The organism is Mesobacillus subterraneus (assembly GCF_000934845.1).
Classification (GTDB): domain Bacteria; phylum Bacillota; class Bacilli; order Bacillales; family Cytobacillaceae; genus Mesobacillus; species Mesobacillus stamsii.
This window is the reverse complement of sequence record NZ_JXIQ01000038.1, coordinates 1-15,838: the sequence shown is the minus strand read 5'-3', so window position 1 is coordinate 15,838 and position 15,838 is coordinate 1. Positions and strand designations below refer to the sequence as shown.

Here is a 15,838-nt window from a genome sequence, read left to right as displayed (position 1 = left end):
TTAATAGAGCGATTCATATGCTACCCTCCATAGATCTTCCAGATCGGATATGACAAGTTCAAGCATCATTTCATATAATCTTTCACCTTTTTCAGCCGTTGCTGCTCCAGCATTGCCTAAATAGCCATCTTTAAATAATTTCAGGCCAGATTTCTCGAACTTAATTTTCGGATTCATCTTTATTTGGTTGTTACCAGCAAGTGTAGGATCAGCAAGTTTTTCATCAATGGCCAGAATTAAGGAAGTTTCATCTTCCCCTCCGTGACCAGGTCCTTTCGTAATTTCAAGGATTTGTTCACGATAATCCACCCACCAATTAATAGTTAATACGTTCATTCCTAAATCAGCAAGTTTTTCTGTTACAATAGCCAAACTTGGAATGTTTCCACCATGCCCATTGAACAAAACTATTTGTTCAAATCCATTCCGGTGGAACTCTTTTCCAATTTCGAAGACATAATGTGAAAAAGCTTCTGCAGAAATATCTATTGTTCCTTCAAAGGGAGCAAGACTCCAAGAATGACCGTAAGCAACTTCAGGTGCCATCATTACTCGATCTCCAATTTTCGCGTCCAAGCGCCGAACAAATTCACGTGGTATCCAAACATCCGTTCCAAGCGAACAATGGTGCCCATGCATTTCAATCATCCCAATAGGCAGTAATACTGTATCCACAGACTTTTTTATCTCTTTATATTTCGCTGCAGTTAAATCCATCATGTACATTAATCAGCACTTCCTTCTTATTTGTTAGCATATTTTTGGATAATCTCAGCCAGCAGGGCTGACCTGTATGGAAGATTAGACAAATCGACATGTTCCTGCTCTGAATGGGCTCCATCCCCAAGTGGACCAAGTCCATCGATTGTTGGGATGCCAATCCCAGAGGTGAAATTCCCGTCGCTTGCGCCGCCGGATGCTCCTTCCTCCAAATCGTATCCATGGGCTGAAGCAATTCCCTTCAGCTCCTCATATAATTGAATCACTGCTTCTGTCCGTTCAAGAGGGTATCGATCGATTTCTCCAAGCACCTCGACATTTGTTCCATTAATAAAAACTGGCCTATTCAAAATTGCTTCTGTAATCTTTTCTACCTGTGCCTTTTTCGTAATACGAACGTCAATTTCTGCAAATGCTTCCTTTGCAATGACATTTCCTCGAGTTCCACCATTCACAACACCGATATTAACTGAAATTCCTTCTTCACGATTTGCTAGTTTTTTTAAATCTAGTATTTGGTGAGCCAGTTCTTCTATAGCACTTGCACCATCCCACGCATTGATCCCTGCATGCCCGGAAATCCCTTCCACTTTCATGAGAAACTGCGCTGCTCCTTTTCTTTCGGTTTTTACTGCCCCATCCGGTCCGATACTTGATTCCGGAACAAATACGACGGAGCTTTTTTTTGCTTCTGCTAGAATGATTTCCTTCGAATGGATACTTCCTATTTCCTCGTCACTAGTAACCAGAAAGATGATTTTTCTGCTAAGCTGAGCACCCGTTTCTTTCAAAGCCTTTAATGCCCAAAGTGTAATCGTGAGACCGCCTTTCATATCAAAGACACCTGGACCATAAAGCAGGTCTCCTTCCTGTTTTATTGGCAGTGCCCCCACGTCCCAAACCGTATCCATGTGCCCAATTACTAGAATTTGACCTTCTTCGTCCCCAGTTCCATACGTAAATTTGTATTGATTGCCTACTTCTCCTTTTTCGATTTTTTCAACGGAACCGCCTACCAGTCTCTCATATTCCTCTCTGAGGATGTTACCACACTCATCCACCAATGCTTTTGTGTGGGAAGGCGACTCGGCCTTTGTCAACCGAAACAAAGTGTCAGTAATTTGGTTATTGTGCTCTTTAAGATACTTTAAAATAGCAGACATGCATCTAGTTTCCTTTCATTGATTGGATAGCATATGCTCTATTTCCATTGCTGCTTCAATCATTTTTTTGTCCTCGAAACATCCGCCGACAAGCTGTAGTCCAACCGGAAGCTTGCTGTTAGTAAACCCTGCATTAATCGTGATAGCTGGATGTCCTGTTACATTGAATAGCCCGGTAAATTTCATTTCATTATCTCCCTCAAGGGGCGGGTCCTCATCAGGGGCAGGATAAGGTACTGTAGGAGTGAGCAGAAAATCCACGTCTTTCAATACTCGATCTACATCCTCCCTGGCATTCACTAATTCATTTTTCGCTTTTAAGTAATCAAGCGATCGATGTACTATACCAGCTTCAATCTGTTTATAGGTTAAAGGAGCATATTCGTTTTTCCGGGAGATCCATTTTTCATGAATGATAGCCGCTTCAGGTAAAAGCACATTCATAACCATCTCTTCTGTAAAATCTAAATATTTTAAGTCGATTTCCTGTAAAGTCCATCCCAGTTTCTGAACTTTTTCCAATGCCTCTTTATAAATACTTGCTACCTCGGCTGTAACTTCTGATATTTTTTCTGCTGGAAGAATTCCAATGATCTTTTGATGATTGTTTGGAAACTTTGCAGCTAGAAAGTCCGGCACAAGTGCATCCATTATCACCAATATATCTTCGGAACTTCTTGCCATGGGACCTGCATGGTCGAGTGAGGGTGATAAAGGAAATATTCCTTCGAGCGATAGCATACCCTTTGTAGGTTTAAGCCCTGAGATCCCACAATAAGAAGCGGGAATCCTTATCGATCCTCCTGTATCTGAACCAAGGGAAAATAACCCTATCCCGGCGGCCACCGATGCAGCCGATCCACCGCTGGATCCTCCTGCAGTCTTTGACACATCAAACGGATTGTTTGTCTGGCCATAATCAGGGTGAACAATTCCATAGGCAAACTCCAACATATTTGTTTTTCCAATGAGAACTGCACCGCAATTGTTCAACTTTGATACCAATGGGGCAGTGGTATCAGGAATATAATCTTTCAGAATCCGGGACCCGCATGTCGTTTTGACACCTTTTGTATAATAGAGATCCTTCACGCTGTACGGAATGCCGTATAAAACATGTTTCGTTTCATTTCTTAAAAATACATTCTCAGCTTCTTCCGCTGCTTCCATCGCTTCAGATTCCAAGACCGTAATAAAACTGTTCAGTCCAGATTCGAGTTCATGAAGCTTTTCAAAAGTTCTGCCGACAAATTCAACCGGAGACAATTCTTTTTTCCTGTATAAATCAGCCACTTCTAAAATCGATAGTTCAGACCATTTCATTATTCATTACCAATCGCCAGTAATGGATCATTCTTATTAATCGCCAGTGCTGTGACGAGAAAAAGGATGATCCCGCCAGCACCTGCATGATATTCCTTTACGGTATCCCCAAATTCATTGGTGATTTTTCCAATCAAATCTCCTTGTTTTACCTTTTGACCAATCTCGACTGTTGGATACCATAAACCTGAGTAATCGGCAAATGACCAGTTAAAGGTTCGCAACTGTTTCGATTGAGATACTAATACATCTCCATTCATCATGCCTATTGAACGGAAGGCGTTTTTCACCCCATCTTGAAGAAGTTTAGATTTACCATGATCTAGTATGCCTTGTTGACCTGCCTCTGCAATAATGGCAACTTTTCCTTGCTCTGCCGCTGAACTGTAGGTAGATCCACCAACCTGACCGGTTGAACCAACTACGTATTCAATTCCCAACAAAGAGGCTAATTTTTTTGATTGCTCTGTTAAAACTTTGTCATTAGTAACTTGAAAGATAGTAAAGGGAACAAGCGCTTCAATCATGTCTCCACCATGAAGATCAATCAAATAATCAGCTGCTTGAATCGCAGTTTTATTTAGGGAATATGCTAATCTCTCGGAGACTGTTCCATCAATTTTTCCAGGGAACATCCGATTAAGGTTTTTTTGGTCTTCAGGGTGTACATAAATACTTCTAGAGTAAAACGCTGCTGGGTTGGCTATAGGGATAACTGCTAATTTCCCGTTTATTTCACTAGGTTTCAATTCCCTTGCTAGTTCCAATGCAGCGTCAATGGAAGTATATTCGCATCCATGTATACCACCTAACACAAGCACGGTTGGCCCTTCCCTTTCTCCATTAATGAGAAAGACAGGAAGTTTTTCTTCCATATCCTCAAACTCCAGGTACCCTTTAATTTTCTTTCCTTTATCAACATCGAAATTTCCAAAACTCCACATTGTTTTTTCCCTCCTGACTTTGATGAAACAAACCGACCACATACATATGATGAAGTTCTGCGGTCGGTTGATCATTTATTCCTTCGTCATCTTCTGGAACGGTACATACCATGTATTCATCGGGTTGATTTCATACCCTTTTACCCATGATCTTTGTGTAGCCTGTACTAATCGCTGTGCAGGGAAGATATACGGTACTTCTTCACTCATAATAGCTTGGATTTCCTGATAAACCTCCTCCCGTCTACCTTCATCAACAGTCTTTCTGCCTTCTTCAAGCAACTGATCGACTTTACTGTTTTCATAAAACGCTAGATTAAAACCGGGACCCTTGCTGGAAGAATGAGCAAAATACCAGAGATTATAATCAGGATCAGCATAATCTGGTGTCCATGCAGCCAGTGCTAATTGATGGCCTCCAGAAGTAACGGTTTCTAGGAAAGTCGGCCATGCCAATGTTTTGATTTTAAGGTCTATGCCTATCTTTTTTAGGTCTGATTGCATCATGACTGCAATGTTCTTACGCACCTCATTATTCTCAGAGATCAAGATTTCCGTTTCAAAACCATTTCCAAGTCCAGCTTCTTCGAGAAGAGCTTTCGCTTTATCTAGGTCAAAATCATATTGTTTTACATCTGGATTATAACCGAACATTCCCTCAGGAATGATTCCGCCGATACGCTTACCGGCTCCTAGAAGAATATCATTATTAATAGAATCGTAGTTTACTGCGTATGCCAATGCCTGTCGTACCTTAACATTATCAAGGGGTTTCTTCTCCATGTTAATTGCAATATCATCAATCTGGTACCCAGGTTGTGTGATAATATCGATTCCTTCTGTCCCTTCCATCTGCTTCATAACATCAGGAGAAAGCATAGTGTAGTCCAGTAAATCGACTTCTCCTTTTTCCAGCATTAATCTTGCGGTTGAAGGTTCATTGACAATCATGATATTGACGGTTTTTAACTTAGGTACTTCTCCCCAGTAATCCTCATTTGCTTTTAAAACTATCTTTTGGCCGCGATCCCAGCTTTCCAGAACGTATGGACCAGAACCCATTTCTTTATCAGCAAGATAACTTTCGCCAAGATCATTGCCGTGGTTATCAGCAAGCTTTGGATTCACGATGTTGGCAAAAACGGTCCCCAACGTTTTCAAGAAAGGTGCAAAAGGTTGATCTAAAGTGATTTTGATTGTGTAGTCATCAACGATCTCAAAGCTATCCTTTGAAATAACCTTGTGAAATTGACCGGCGGCAGATTTCCCGATATCAATTGCCCGGGTAAATGAATATTGAACAGCCTCAGCCGTAACCGGAGATCCGTCGTGGAACTTCGCTTCCTTATTCAGGTAAAATGTATACGTTAATCCATCATCAGATATATCCCACTTTTCTGCAATTTGAGGTTTTACTTCTGTATCTGTACCATCATAAGTTACAAGCCGATCATAAAGCATATAAGTAACACGAAATGAGGTATTAGCAGCAGTGCCATGTGGGTCAAGGTGAGGTATATCCTGGTTGGTGGCGAAATTGAAGACTTCTGGATTTCCTGAACCCTGAGGTTCTGCTGGCGTTTCATTCTTCTGATCTTTGTTTTCTCCCCCTGCAGGTGTTGCCGAATCCTGGTTATATTTGTTACATCCAGTCAACGCAAGCAATAGGATCAACGCCATGGTCATCACCTTAAATAAAATACTTTTCCTCTTCATTAGTTTCCCCCCAGTTTTTTTAATGAACTTTCTTTCTACTTGCTAAGCTTCAAAAAGCAAAAATCCCCCCTTTCTACCCTTTAATATATTTACCTGTTTTTAGGATCAAACAAATCTCTCATACCATCACCCAATAAGTTAAATCCTAAGACAGTCAACAGAATCGCCAAACCGGGGAATGTAGCTGCCCACCAGGCATCCCGTAAAATTTCTCTGCTTGAGGATAACATGGCTCCCCATTCAGGAGACGGAGGCTGCGCCCCCAAACCGATAAAACTAAGTCCTGCTGCTGCAAGAATAACGAAACCTAAATCTAGACTCGCTTGAATACTAGCTGGAGCAATAGCATTAGGAATGATCTCTTTAAAAAGAATTCTGAGTGGATTTGCTCCAATTGCTTTGGCGGATTCAATAAACTCTGAGCTCCTAATGGATAGAACAGACGAGCGAACAATCCGTGTATACCATGGCCACCAGGTGATAGCCAATGCTAGCAGAACATTTTCAATCGATGGTCCAAGAGCTGCGGCGATAGACATTGATAGGATGATACCTGGAAAGCTAAGAAAGATATCCGTAAGCCTCATAATGATCTGGTCTACTATACCACCAACATAGCCAGCGACGGCTCCAAGGATGGTCCCAATCGGGAAGGATATTAATACGACCATTAATCCTATCTTTAATGAGATTCTTGTACCAAAGATAATCCGGCTTAAAATATCTCTTCCAACTTCGTCTGTTCCAAACCAGTGCTCTGAACTAGGAGGCAGCAATTTTTGCCCAAGATTTACCTCTAGGGGATCCCTTGGAGCAATCCATGGTGCGAATATAGCTAATATAATGATTAGTGCTACTAGAAAAATCCCTACTATTGTTAAAGGACTTTGCAGAATCCGTCTGCTCACTTTTCCTACCTCCTTTTACTCATAATTAAGTCGAGGATCGACAACTTGATAGAGAATATCGATAACAAGGTTTACAATAATGAACAGAACAGCGATAAGAATCGTTACGGCCATAACAGCTGGAAAGTCTAGATAGGTAATGGCATTGACTGCATACTTTCCTAGTCCGGGCCATGAGAATACCGATTCAACAAGGACACTCCCTCCGAGTGAGTGGCCAAAAGTCATGCCGAGGAGTGTCATGATCGGCATCATCCCGTTCCTTAATGCGTGGCCATACAGCACCCGCCTTTCTGATCCTCCTTTTGCAAATGCTGTTCTGATATAGTCGCTCCTTAATACTTCTAACATGGAAGACCGTGTCATTCTTGTAATCATCCCGATTGTAACAGCTGCTTGTGTGATGCCCGGCAGGATTAAATGAATTACCGCTGATGTAAAAACTGTCCAATTCCCAGTTAGAATGGCATCGATGGTGTACATACCTGTAATCGTTTCAGGGGGAGCTAGACCTGTATCTAGACGGCCAGAACCAGGCAATACCCCTAGCTTTAAATAAAAGAATAATAGAAGGATGATACCCAACCAAAATGCCGGCATCGCTACCCCAATAAGTGCCAATACTCTGGCAAATTGATCCGCAATTTTATCTTTCTTACTCGCACTTATTACACCTAAAGGAATACCAATCAAAATTGTGATAAACATTGAGAAGAAAGTTAATTCCAGGGTTGCCGGGAAATACTGTTTGATATCTTCCATGACTGGCTGATGTGAATAGTTAGAATTCCCAAGATCCCCTTGCAACAAACTTTTCATGTAACGGAAATATTGAATATACACTGGATCATTCAGTCCCATTTTTTCCTGTAGTTCCTCGATTACTTTTGCATCTGCATATGGACCAGCAGCCAAACGGGCTGGATCTCCGGGTATAGTATTCGAAATAAAGAACGTTAACATGCTAATTCCGATTAGAATGGGAATCATGAGCAGAATTCTTTTTAGCGTATAACGTAATGCATCCATTTAGCTCTCCTCCTTCAAGATTAAGAAATGTTCACTTTTGATTTGGAACTCTGCTCAGGATGTACATGGATACAAGAAGCCCAGTGTCCCATCACTTTTTCCCTGAGCTCAGGCGTTTCTACTTTGCATTCAGGAGTAGCTACTGGACAGCGTGTATGAAAAGCACAGCCTGTTGGAGGGTTAGTTGGACTTGGCAGATCTCCTTGCAAAATAATTCTGTCACGCTTTTTTGTTGGATCAGGAAGAGGAACAGCAGTCAGCAAAGCCTTTGTATAGGGGTGTAACGGATTTCGATAGAGCTCTTCTACATCAGCGATTTCCACTATTTTACCTAAATACATTACAGCTACTCTGTCAGATATATGCTGTACAACGGAAAGGTCATGAGAGATAAACAAGTAGCTCAAATTAAATTCTTTCTGCAGATCAACCATTAGATTCAGTACCTGAGACTGAACCGATACATCAAGTGCTGAAACAGGCTCATCTGCTATAATTAATTTGGGGTTCAATGTGAGCGCACGGGCAATTCCAATCCTTTGCCTTTGTCCTCCAGAGAATTCGTGAGGGTATCGGTCAAGCTGATCTTTACGAATCCCTATTTTATCGATCAAGCTTTCGACTATTTTTGCTCTTTCCAGTCTGCTTCCTACACCATGAACAATTAGAGGGGTTTCAAGGATTGTCCGAACAGTATTTCTTGGATTCAGTGAAGCATAGGGATCCTGAAAGACAATTTGCATATCCTTTCGCAAGGCTTTCATTTCCTTCCTTGGAAGGTGGGTGATATTTTTTCCGCTAAAAATAATTTCGCCGGAGGTGGGTTTAATTAACTGGAGGATTGTTCGGCCAAGGCTTGATTTTCCACACCCGGATTCACCAACAATTCCTAACGTTTCACCTTGCTCCATTTTAAAGCTTACTCCATTGACGGCTTTCACTTTCTTCTTCTCGCCTAGAAATCCTTTTTTAATGATGAAGTGTTGCTTCAAGTCCTTTATTTCTAGAAGAGGCATTTGCTTCTCCCTCCTTTTCTTCAAATAACCAGCAAGCTGCTAAATGCTCTTCTCCTACCAAGTTCATTGGAGGAGTTTTCTCTCGGCAAATCTCCATTGCTGAGCTGCAACGTTCATAAAAGCGACATCCTTTGGGCATTTTATCTGGAGAAGGAACCATACCCGGGATAGATCCAAGTTTTGTTTTTTTCATCGCAAGTTTTGGTATGGAATCAAGAAGTCCCTTTGTATAGGGGTGCTTTGGATTTATAAAAAGCTCTTTTATCTCAGCCTGCTCGACAATTTTTCCGGCGTACATGACAATGACGCGGTCACATACCTCTGCAACTACACCGAGATCATGGGTAATCATAATAATTCCCATCTCGTTCACGTCTTTAAGATGGTTCATAAGATCAAGAATTTGTGCTTGGACAGTTACATCAAGTGCAGTCGTTGGTTCATCGCAGATTAAAAGACTCGGGTTGCATGCCATGGCAACAGCAATCATGATCCTCTGTCTCATTCCACCAGATAATTGATGAGGATAATCCGAAGCAATTTCATCAGCTCTTGGCAAACCTACTTCGTTTAAAAGCTCAATAACACGTTTTTTTCGTTGCTCCTTGTTCAAATCCGTATGAAGAATTAGCGTTTCTTCAATCTGCCTGCCTACTGTGTGAAGGGGATTCAGGGATGTCAAAGGATCTTGGAAAATCATTGCCATTTTATCACCTCTGATTTTTTCCAGTTTCCTTTTAGAATAGGAAGATATTTCTTCTTTTTCAAGAAGGATGCCTCCTTCAAGCTTTGCTTTTTCTGGCAATAGGCGCATGATCGATAATGCCGTCATACTTTTTCCACATCCTGACTCCCCTACAATTCCTACTGTTTCTCCTTTATTTACTTGAAGAGAAATTTCATCTAGGATTTTCACGTATTTTCCATCTCTTTTAAGAGAAAGAGACACGTTTTTCAGCTCGAGTAACATGAAGACACCACCTTTATATTGTCAGAAGGTCATATCCTTCTTTTAGTTCATTCAGTGCGTGGACATAATGATTAGAAAATTCTCTGCTAACCCTAACTGTATCCTTTGACTTTAATGCATCAAGTAATTTCTTGTGGTTTTCTACTACAAGAGCAGCTCTCATAGGAAGGGTATTTGCAACAGTTAAAAACATAGCTCCCACTTGTGTGTCCAGCTGCTGATGCATGTGAATCAATCTTGTATGTTTGGAAGCATTGACAATTAAGCGGTGAAAATCGATGTCACATTTGGCTTCCGTTTCCAAGTCCTTCTCGTCCATCGCATTTTTGAATTCTTCGATCAGAACTTCCAGTTTGTTGTAATCGTTGCCGTTTAAATTTGGAATTGCAAGCGCTGCTGCTTTGCCTTCAAGCAATGCCCTAAGCGTATAAATCTCATATGCATCCTGAGACGAAAGCGTCGTAACGTGCGTTCCTTTATTCGTTTCATGCTTGATCAAACCTTCATTTTGTAACGATCTCAATGCCTCTCTTATCGGTCCCCTTGAAATATTAAGACTTTCAGCTAGCTGAGCTTGATTCACTTTCTCTCCAGGTTTTAATGAACCGTTTAGAATCATTTTTCTAATGATTTTCGCTACATGGTCAGAAAGATTTTCATGATTTAACAGCATATTTTTCTCCACTTTCATATAAGGCTTTAAGTTTGTATAAGTGACTCCAATCCATTTGGAGCGTACCAGATTCTATTTCTTTGATGAATTTCACTAATAATTCCGTTAACGGCATAGGTATCTGATGGCTTGCTCCTATTTCTAAAATGGGAACCAACTGAGAATCAACTTCTGTTCTTCTTTTTCGGACAGCAAGATCTCTCCAGATTCCACTTTTTGTTTTCTTATTTGACGCCATTCTTTGTGCAAGCTTTTCAAGCTGGTTGTCAAGAACTTGTTGATTGCGACTCTCTCTGGGGTAGACAAGTTCGGGAACCCAATCATCAAAACCGATAGACTTAACGCCCTCTTTATCGGCAACCTCCAGTATTTCGGAACAAAGCTCCATCAATGTATCCCTAAGGTCCATTTTCCTTACAACGGCCGCCATAGTTTCATCAACTAATGCTGTCGCGTATAAAAGTCCAGCGTAGGACATTTTCCCCCAGAGATAACCCCAAATATTTTCCGTAATCTGGGCGGGCCCCCAACACTCAAGTATTTTTTGCAAATTCATTACTCGCTTACTAATTTTTCCATCTAATTCCCCTAGATAGAGGGCTGCGACTCCACCATAAAGAATTCTGCCTGGCGCTAAGTAGTCCGCCGAAAAATTAACGAAACAGCCAATCGTTTTTTCTTTTCCTATTAATCTGGCAATTTCAGTCTCGCACAGCCCATTTTGGAAAGAAACGACTATGGTTTCTTCTTTAATAAGATGTAAAAATGGCTCAAGTGCTTCTTTTGTATGCTGTGCTTTAACACAAAGGAAAACTGTATCAAGAATGTTGTTTCCTTTTGCTAGTTGTTGTGGAGTATAAGCATCACATTCTACTGTAAATGTTTCATCCGGTCCCTCGATTCGTAGACCGCTGCTATTCATTTCATAAACATGTTCCTGATCTTTTTCGCAAAATGTTACTTTATTGCCTGCCTTGATAAGATGGGCTCCTAGTACACCGCCAATAGCGCCTGCACCAATCACTGTGATTTCCATTAGACACCTCCTAAAAAAGTTGTTGACCGCCATCTGCTGAAATGGTTTGACCGCTCACATAGCTTGCAAAGTCTGATGCAAAAAACAGCACCGGATGAGCAATATCTTCAGGTTCTCCTAGTCGCTTCACTGAGATGGATTTGATTAGATTTGTCTGTTCCTCCTCCGTCATTCTTTGCCACTGTTTTTTGGTAGAAGGATTTGAAATGACAAATCCTGGTGCTACGTTATTGACAGTGATTCCATATGGGCCAAGTTCTTGAGCCATTTGTCTCGTGAAACCGATCTGCCCCGCCTTAGCACTTGCATAGGCTTGAATTCCTGTGAGACTTGTACTGCGTCCAGCCCCGCTTGAAATATTAATGATCCGGCCATAATGCCGCTTTTTCATATAGGGAACAACTTCCTTTGTCATATAAAAAACAGCATCCAAATTGACAGCAACTATCTTTCTCCACTGATCCGGGGTTACTTCTTCAACTGGCTGATGAATTTGGCCACAGACACCGCCAGCGTTATTTACTAAAATATCAATCTTTTTATATTTTTGAATTGTATTCTCCACCAACTCTTTCACACTTTTGGCTTCTGTGATGTCACAAGAATATGTATCGAAACGGTTCTCATTTTTATTAAAATCATTAAGTTCTCTTTTTACTTCCGCAAGTTCCTTGTTCAATTTATCCGTAGCAATCACAGTTGCCCCGTGCATTAGAAACGCTTTGCAGATTCCCTTGCCAATTCCATGTGCAGCTCCTGTAACCAGTACCACTTTTTCCGTGAAAAATGTTGATTGTAAACTGTTGACACTTTGGTTCACACTATCACCCCTTCGTAAGATCCTGTATATTGGTAACACTATATAACAAAATCCCTACTTCTGTAAAGATTAATTTTAGAAAATTTTTAATATTAAAAATAATATGCTATTTTTGTATATTAATTGTTCTAGTAGATTAGTTCGGAACGATAATATTATAGAAACACAAATTTCTTTTCTTTAACTAAAGAGATCACTATCATGTATGAAAATCATTTTATTTACTCTAGTTAATGTATAAGCGAAAAATGTTTTTTCAAAAACATTCCGTGTAACCTTTTCTCCCATACTTTTTCATTTATCATGATGACGGGCTGTAATAAATATACTTATGTAGAGGTGATTAAAATGCCAAGGGTTAAGTATACAGACAGTGATGTTGCATTGATGGCAAGGATGATGAGGGCAGAAGCCGAGGGTGAAGGTAAGTTGGGAATGATGATGGTGGGCAATGTAATAGTTAATCGATTATTATCCAATTGCCTGGATTTTACAGATCTACGTACGATACCGTCTGTTATCTTCCAAATCCAGGGTGGAAATTATTCGTTTGAAGCAGTACAGAAAGGAAATGTCTTTTATAACAGGGCAAGAAGTGTGGAAAAAAGATTGGCAAAGCAAACTTTGGATTATTGGAGACAACATCCTTCCAAGTATGCACTCTGGTATTTCAATCCATACGCACCATGTCCACCTACATGGTATGATCAGCCTAGGTCAGGACAGTACAAACAACATTGTTACTATGAACCAAAGGCGAATACATGTGAAGGTGTTTACACAAGACATCCACAGAGGAAATTCTATTCCTAAAACTCGACAAAGATTGAAAAGAAAGTCATATTTTGCGCTTTCCCAAGAAATAATTCGAGAAATGGCACTGTTTTTAGCCTGCATTTTTCTGCCAAATTATATAGCAAAGATCTTAAGTATGTTTGATAAGCATGCAAATTTAAAATACAAGTTTGGAAATCGTCATTTTTGGGCTGAAGGATATTATGTTAGTACAGTTGGACTCAATGAGGCCACAATAAGGAAGTATTTACAGGAGCAAGAAAAGCATGATATTGCTCTCGATAAATTAAGTATGAAAGAATACGAAGACCCTTTTAAGGGTGGCAAGTAATACAAGAACTCCTTTAAGGGGTATGCAAAAGAGGCAAAGGCAATGAGGCTTGAATGCTCTATATGAAAGCCAGCGCCTTTAGACGCTGGCCGGTAATATAGGCTTATAGCCTTTGTGCAAACCACCCTTTGGAAGGGTGGTTATGATTAAGCATACAGAACTCCTGCTGCTTTCACTTTATTGATATCCCCGGAACTGCACGGGGTAACGCCGTATGTCATGCCGCAGCTAGGGCAATTAGTGATCACCGTTTCCATCGTGAACATTTCACCGCATTCACAGGCGATTTGATGGGCAATGCGCGGCTTATTTTTTTCTTTTCCTTTGCTTTTCACATGGTCGACAATGGCTTTGCCATCCTTCAATTGAGAACATCCACAACTCATAAAAAAACTCCTTTATGACGTATTTAACACTATTAACATAGCATATAGATTACTCAATGGAGTATAGCAAAAGTCACACCTGCAAGAACCTTTAATTCATTAATTACTTAATTAATCGGAATAATAGAAGTCTTTGACAATCGACAAGCGATTAACCAATAGTGAGCCTTCATAAATAAGGAACCGTCAAGAATTCAATAGCACCTCACCTAGAACAAAAGACACGAACACAATGCCAAACATCGGAATCAGATACCATAGTATCTGATTCTTCACTTCAATCCACGCACCCTATACGGGTGCGATGTCGGTATATGAATCTACCGACAATTGGTAATGGATTTCAATCCACGCACCCGTACAGGGTGCGACTAGAATTTACTACAGGCTATCAATTAGGATTTTGATTTCAATCCACGCACCCGTACAGGGTGCGACATTGATTCCAATTTGTCCATGCTTCATATGTGTCATTTCAATCCACGCACCGTACAGGGTGCGACCACAGACTGTGGGAGATTGCCCTTGATTATAATGTATTTCAATCCACGCACCCGTACAGGGTGCGACATGGGACAGATATACCCACACGAACAATATTAAATTTCAATCCACGCACCCGTACAGGGTGCGACAAGCCGCAGACACGGAATCTTTATTTCGGAGGTTGGATTTCAATCCACGCACCCGTACAGGGTGCGACATTTTGCGTACCCCCCTGCTGCCGAAACTTTGCGATTTCAATCCACGCACCCGTACAGGGTGCGACCCTATTATTCTGATTTCTCAATTGCCAAATTGTTTATTTCAATCCACGCACCCGTACAGGGTGCGACGCAGAGCAGTATAAATGGCTGTTTTTCACTTTCTGATTTCAATCCACGCACCCGTACAGGGTGCGACCAAAGTTTGAATACTCATTCTATACCAAAGAAAAATTTCAATCCACGCACCCGTACAGGGTGCGACGACTTATCCAAGTTATCACAAGCCGAGTTATTAATTTCAATCCACGCATCCGTACAGGGTGCGACAACAGAGAGGGATAAAGCCATCATAAAAGATTTATTTCAATCCACGCACCCGTACAGGGTGCGACGCGAGCTAGCACTTGCTTATCCGTCACATCTGTATTTCAATCCACGCACCCGTACAGGGTGCGACGTCGTATTCGATCCGGGGCTTGGTGACGACGGATATTTCAATCCACGCACCCGTACAGGGTGCGACCAATGATTATGAGTTCATTGAGTTCTTTGAGAAAAATTTCAATCCACGCACCCGTACAGGGTGCGACTTCAAACTCGATTCGTTTTGTGGGTTTATTTTTTATTTCAATCCACGCACCCGTACAGGGTGCGACTCTATCCATGCTAACGCGTTTGGCGCGGGTGGATGATTTCAATCCACGCACCCGTACAGGGTGCGACTTTAAATAATAAAAAATATGAGGTGATTATTTTATTTCAATCCACGCACCCGTACAGGGTGCGACTTAATAGTCATAGGCTCCACTTTTGATAAGTTTATTTCAATCCACGCACCCGTACAGGGTGCGACCACAGATGGAGCATGCTTCCCGGTCATCCATCCGATTTCAATCCACGCACCCGTACAGGGTGCGACAAAGCGGAGGAAGAACGATTGGCGAATCGCAGGAATTTCAATCCACGCACCCGTACAGGGTGCGACCTTCCGTTCGTTCATTTGTAATCGGGTCACGGACATATTTCAATCCACGCACCCGTACAGGGTGCGACGTACGCATCGGACGGACCAAACGAGTTGTAAAATTTCAATCCACGCACCCGTACAGGGTGCGACGATGTCTGCATCCGCATCTTTGACTTCTGTGGCATATTTCAATCCACGCACCCGTACAGGGTGCGACCTGGCAGAGGACCTGCGACGCAAGAAATCATACATTTCAATCCACGCACCCGTACAGGGTGCGACAGCGAAGCTTTAGAAGCAGATCGCAAAGGAGATATTTCAATCCACGCACCCG

Annotated in this window: 14 protein-coding genes, 1 pseudogene and 1 CRISPR repeat array; of the genes and pseudogenes, 2 read left to right on the top strand and 13 right to left on the bottom strand. The window is 41.4% G+C overall.

Translation table 11 applies throughout. The features are described from left to right. From UB32_RS06410 to UB32_RS06355, 12 genes are all read right to left on the bottom strand, one after another. Positions 1 to 720: a creatininase family protein gene (locus tag UB32_RS06410; protein ID WP_157841617.1), complete on the bottom strand. Its 720-nt coding sequence runs from the start codon at positions 718 to 720 to the stop codon at positions 1 to 3. 23 nt (positions 721 to 743) lie between these two features. Continuing rightward, the gene (locus UB32_RS06405; RefSeq protein WP_044392175.1) at positions 744 to 1,883 is read right to left on the bottom strand and encodes a M20 family metallopeptidase; all 1,140 of its coding nucleotides are present in this window, start codon (positions 1,881 to 1,883) and stop codon (positions 744 to 746) included. 15 nt (positions 1,884 to 1,898) lie between these two features. Further along, positions 1,899 to 3,206: an amidase gene (locus tag UB32_RS06400; protein WP_052806975.1), complete on the bottom strand. Its 1,308-nt coding sequence runs from the start codon at positions 3,204 to 3,206 to the stop codon at positions 1,899 to 1,901. Then, a complete protein-coding gene (locus tag UB32_RS06395) occupies positions 3,206 to 4,150 on the bottom strand; it encodes a M14 family metallopeptidase (RefSeq protein ID WP_052806974.1) in 945 nt (314 codons plus the stop codon). Before UB32_RS06395 ends, UB32_RS06400 begins: the two co-directional genes overlap by 1 nt. A 75-nt stretch (positions 4,151 to 4,225) precedes the next feature. After that, on the bottom strand, positions 4,226 to 5,866 hold the full coding sequence (locus UB32_RS06390; protein WP_052806973.1) for an ABC transporter substrate-binding protein: 1,641 nt from the start codon (positions 5,864 to 5,866) through the stop codon (positions 4,226 to 4,228). A gap of 89 nt (positions 5,867 to 5,955) precedes the next feature. Then, complete coding sequence (nikC, locus tag UB32_RS06385; RefSeq protein ID WP_044392173.1) at positions 5,956 to 6,774, bottom strand: nickel transporter permease; 819 nt, start codon at positions 6,772 to 6,774, stop codon at positions 5,956 to 5,958. A 15-nt stretch (positions 6,775 to 6,789) separates the two neighbouring features. Further along, positions 6,790 to 7,803, bottom strand: a complete 1,014-nt coding sequence (locus UB32_RS06380; RefSeq protein ID WP_044392171.1) for an ABC transporter permease — start codon at positions 7,801 to 7,803, stop codon at positions 6,790 to 6,792. A gap of 20 nt (positions 7,804 to 7,823) precedes the next feature. Further along, positions 7,824 to 8,819 carry an ABC transporter ATP-binding protein gene (locus tag UB32_RS06375; protein ID WP_044392169.1) on the bottom strand — a complete coding sequence of 332 codons (996 nt, stop codon included), beginning with the start codon at positions 8,817 to 8,819 and terminating at the stop codon, positions 7,824 to 7,826. Further along, the gene (locus UB32_RS06370; protein WP_044392167.1) at positions 8,773 to 9,789 is read right to left on the bottom strand and encodes an ABC transporter ATP-binding protein; all 1,017 of its coding nucleotides are present in this window, start codon (positions 9,787 to 9,789) and stop codon (positions 8,773 to 8,775) included. The genes UB32_RS06375 and UB32_RS06370 overlap by 47 nt, the downstream gene beginning before the upstream one ends. A 13-nt stretch (positions 9,790 to 9,802) precedes the next feature. Then, on the bottom strand, positions 9,803 to 10,462 hold the full coding sequence (locus UB32_RS06365; RefSeq protein WP_044392165.1) for a GntR family transcriptional regulator: 660 nt from the start codon (positions 10,460 to 10,462) through the stop codon (positions 9,803 to 9,805). Beyond that, positions 10,446 to 11,498, bottom strand: a complete 1,053-nt coding sequence (locus UB32_RS06360; RefSeq protein WP_044392164.1) for a ketopantoate reductase family protein — start codon at positions 11,496 to 11,498, stop codon at positions 10,446 to 10,448. The genes UB32_RS06365 and UB32_RS06360 overlap by 17 nt, the downstream gene beginning before the upstream one ends. Before the next feature lie 10 nt (positions 11,499 to 11,508). Continuing rightward, complete coding sequence (locus UB32_RS06355; RefSeq protein WP_044392163.1) at positions 11,509 to 12,318, bottom strand: SDR family NAD(P)-dependent oxidoreductase; 810 nt, start codon at positions 12,316 to 12,318, stop codon at positions 11,509 to 11,511. A 348-nt stretch (positions 12,319 to 12,666) separates the two neighbouring features. Here UB32_RS06355 and UB32_RS19350 point away from each other — a divergent pair, with 348 nt between their 5' ends. Together UB32_RS19350 and UB32_RS06350 are read left to right on the top strand one after the other, a co-directional pair. Further along, complete coding sequence (locus UB32_RS19350; protein ID WP_084221741.1) at positions 12,667 to 13,131, top strand: cell wall hydrolase; 465 nt, start codon at positions 12,667 to 12,669, stop codon at positions 13,129 to 13,131. A 112-nt stretch (positions 13,132 to 13,243) separates the two neighbouring features. After that, positions 13,244 to 13,444 (top strand): annotated as a pseudogene (locus UB32_RS06350) (transposase); the annotation flags it as partial. A 146-nt stretch (positions 13,445 to 13,590) separates the two neighbouring features. Here UB32_RS06350 and UB32_RS06345 read toward each other — a convergent pair. Next, positions 13,591 to 13,830: a hypothetical protein gene (locus tag UB32_RS06345; RefSeq protein ID WP_044392162.1), complete on the bottom strand. Its 240-nt coding sequence runs from the start codon at positions 13,828 to 13,830 to the stop codon at positions 13,591 to 13,593. Between the two features lie 537 nt (positions 13,831 to 14,367). Continuing rightward, positions 14,368 to 15,786: a CRISPR direct-repeat array (repeat unit 32 nt; unit sequence ATTTCAATCCACGCACCCGTACAGGGTGCGAC). Positions 15,787 to 15,838 lie beyond the last annotated feature (52 nt).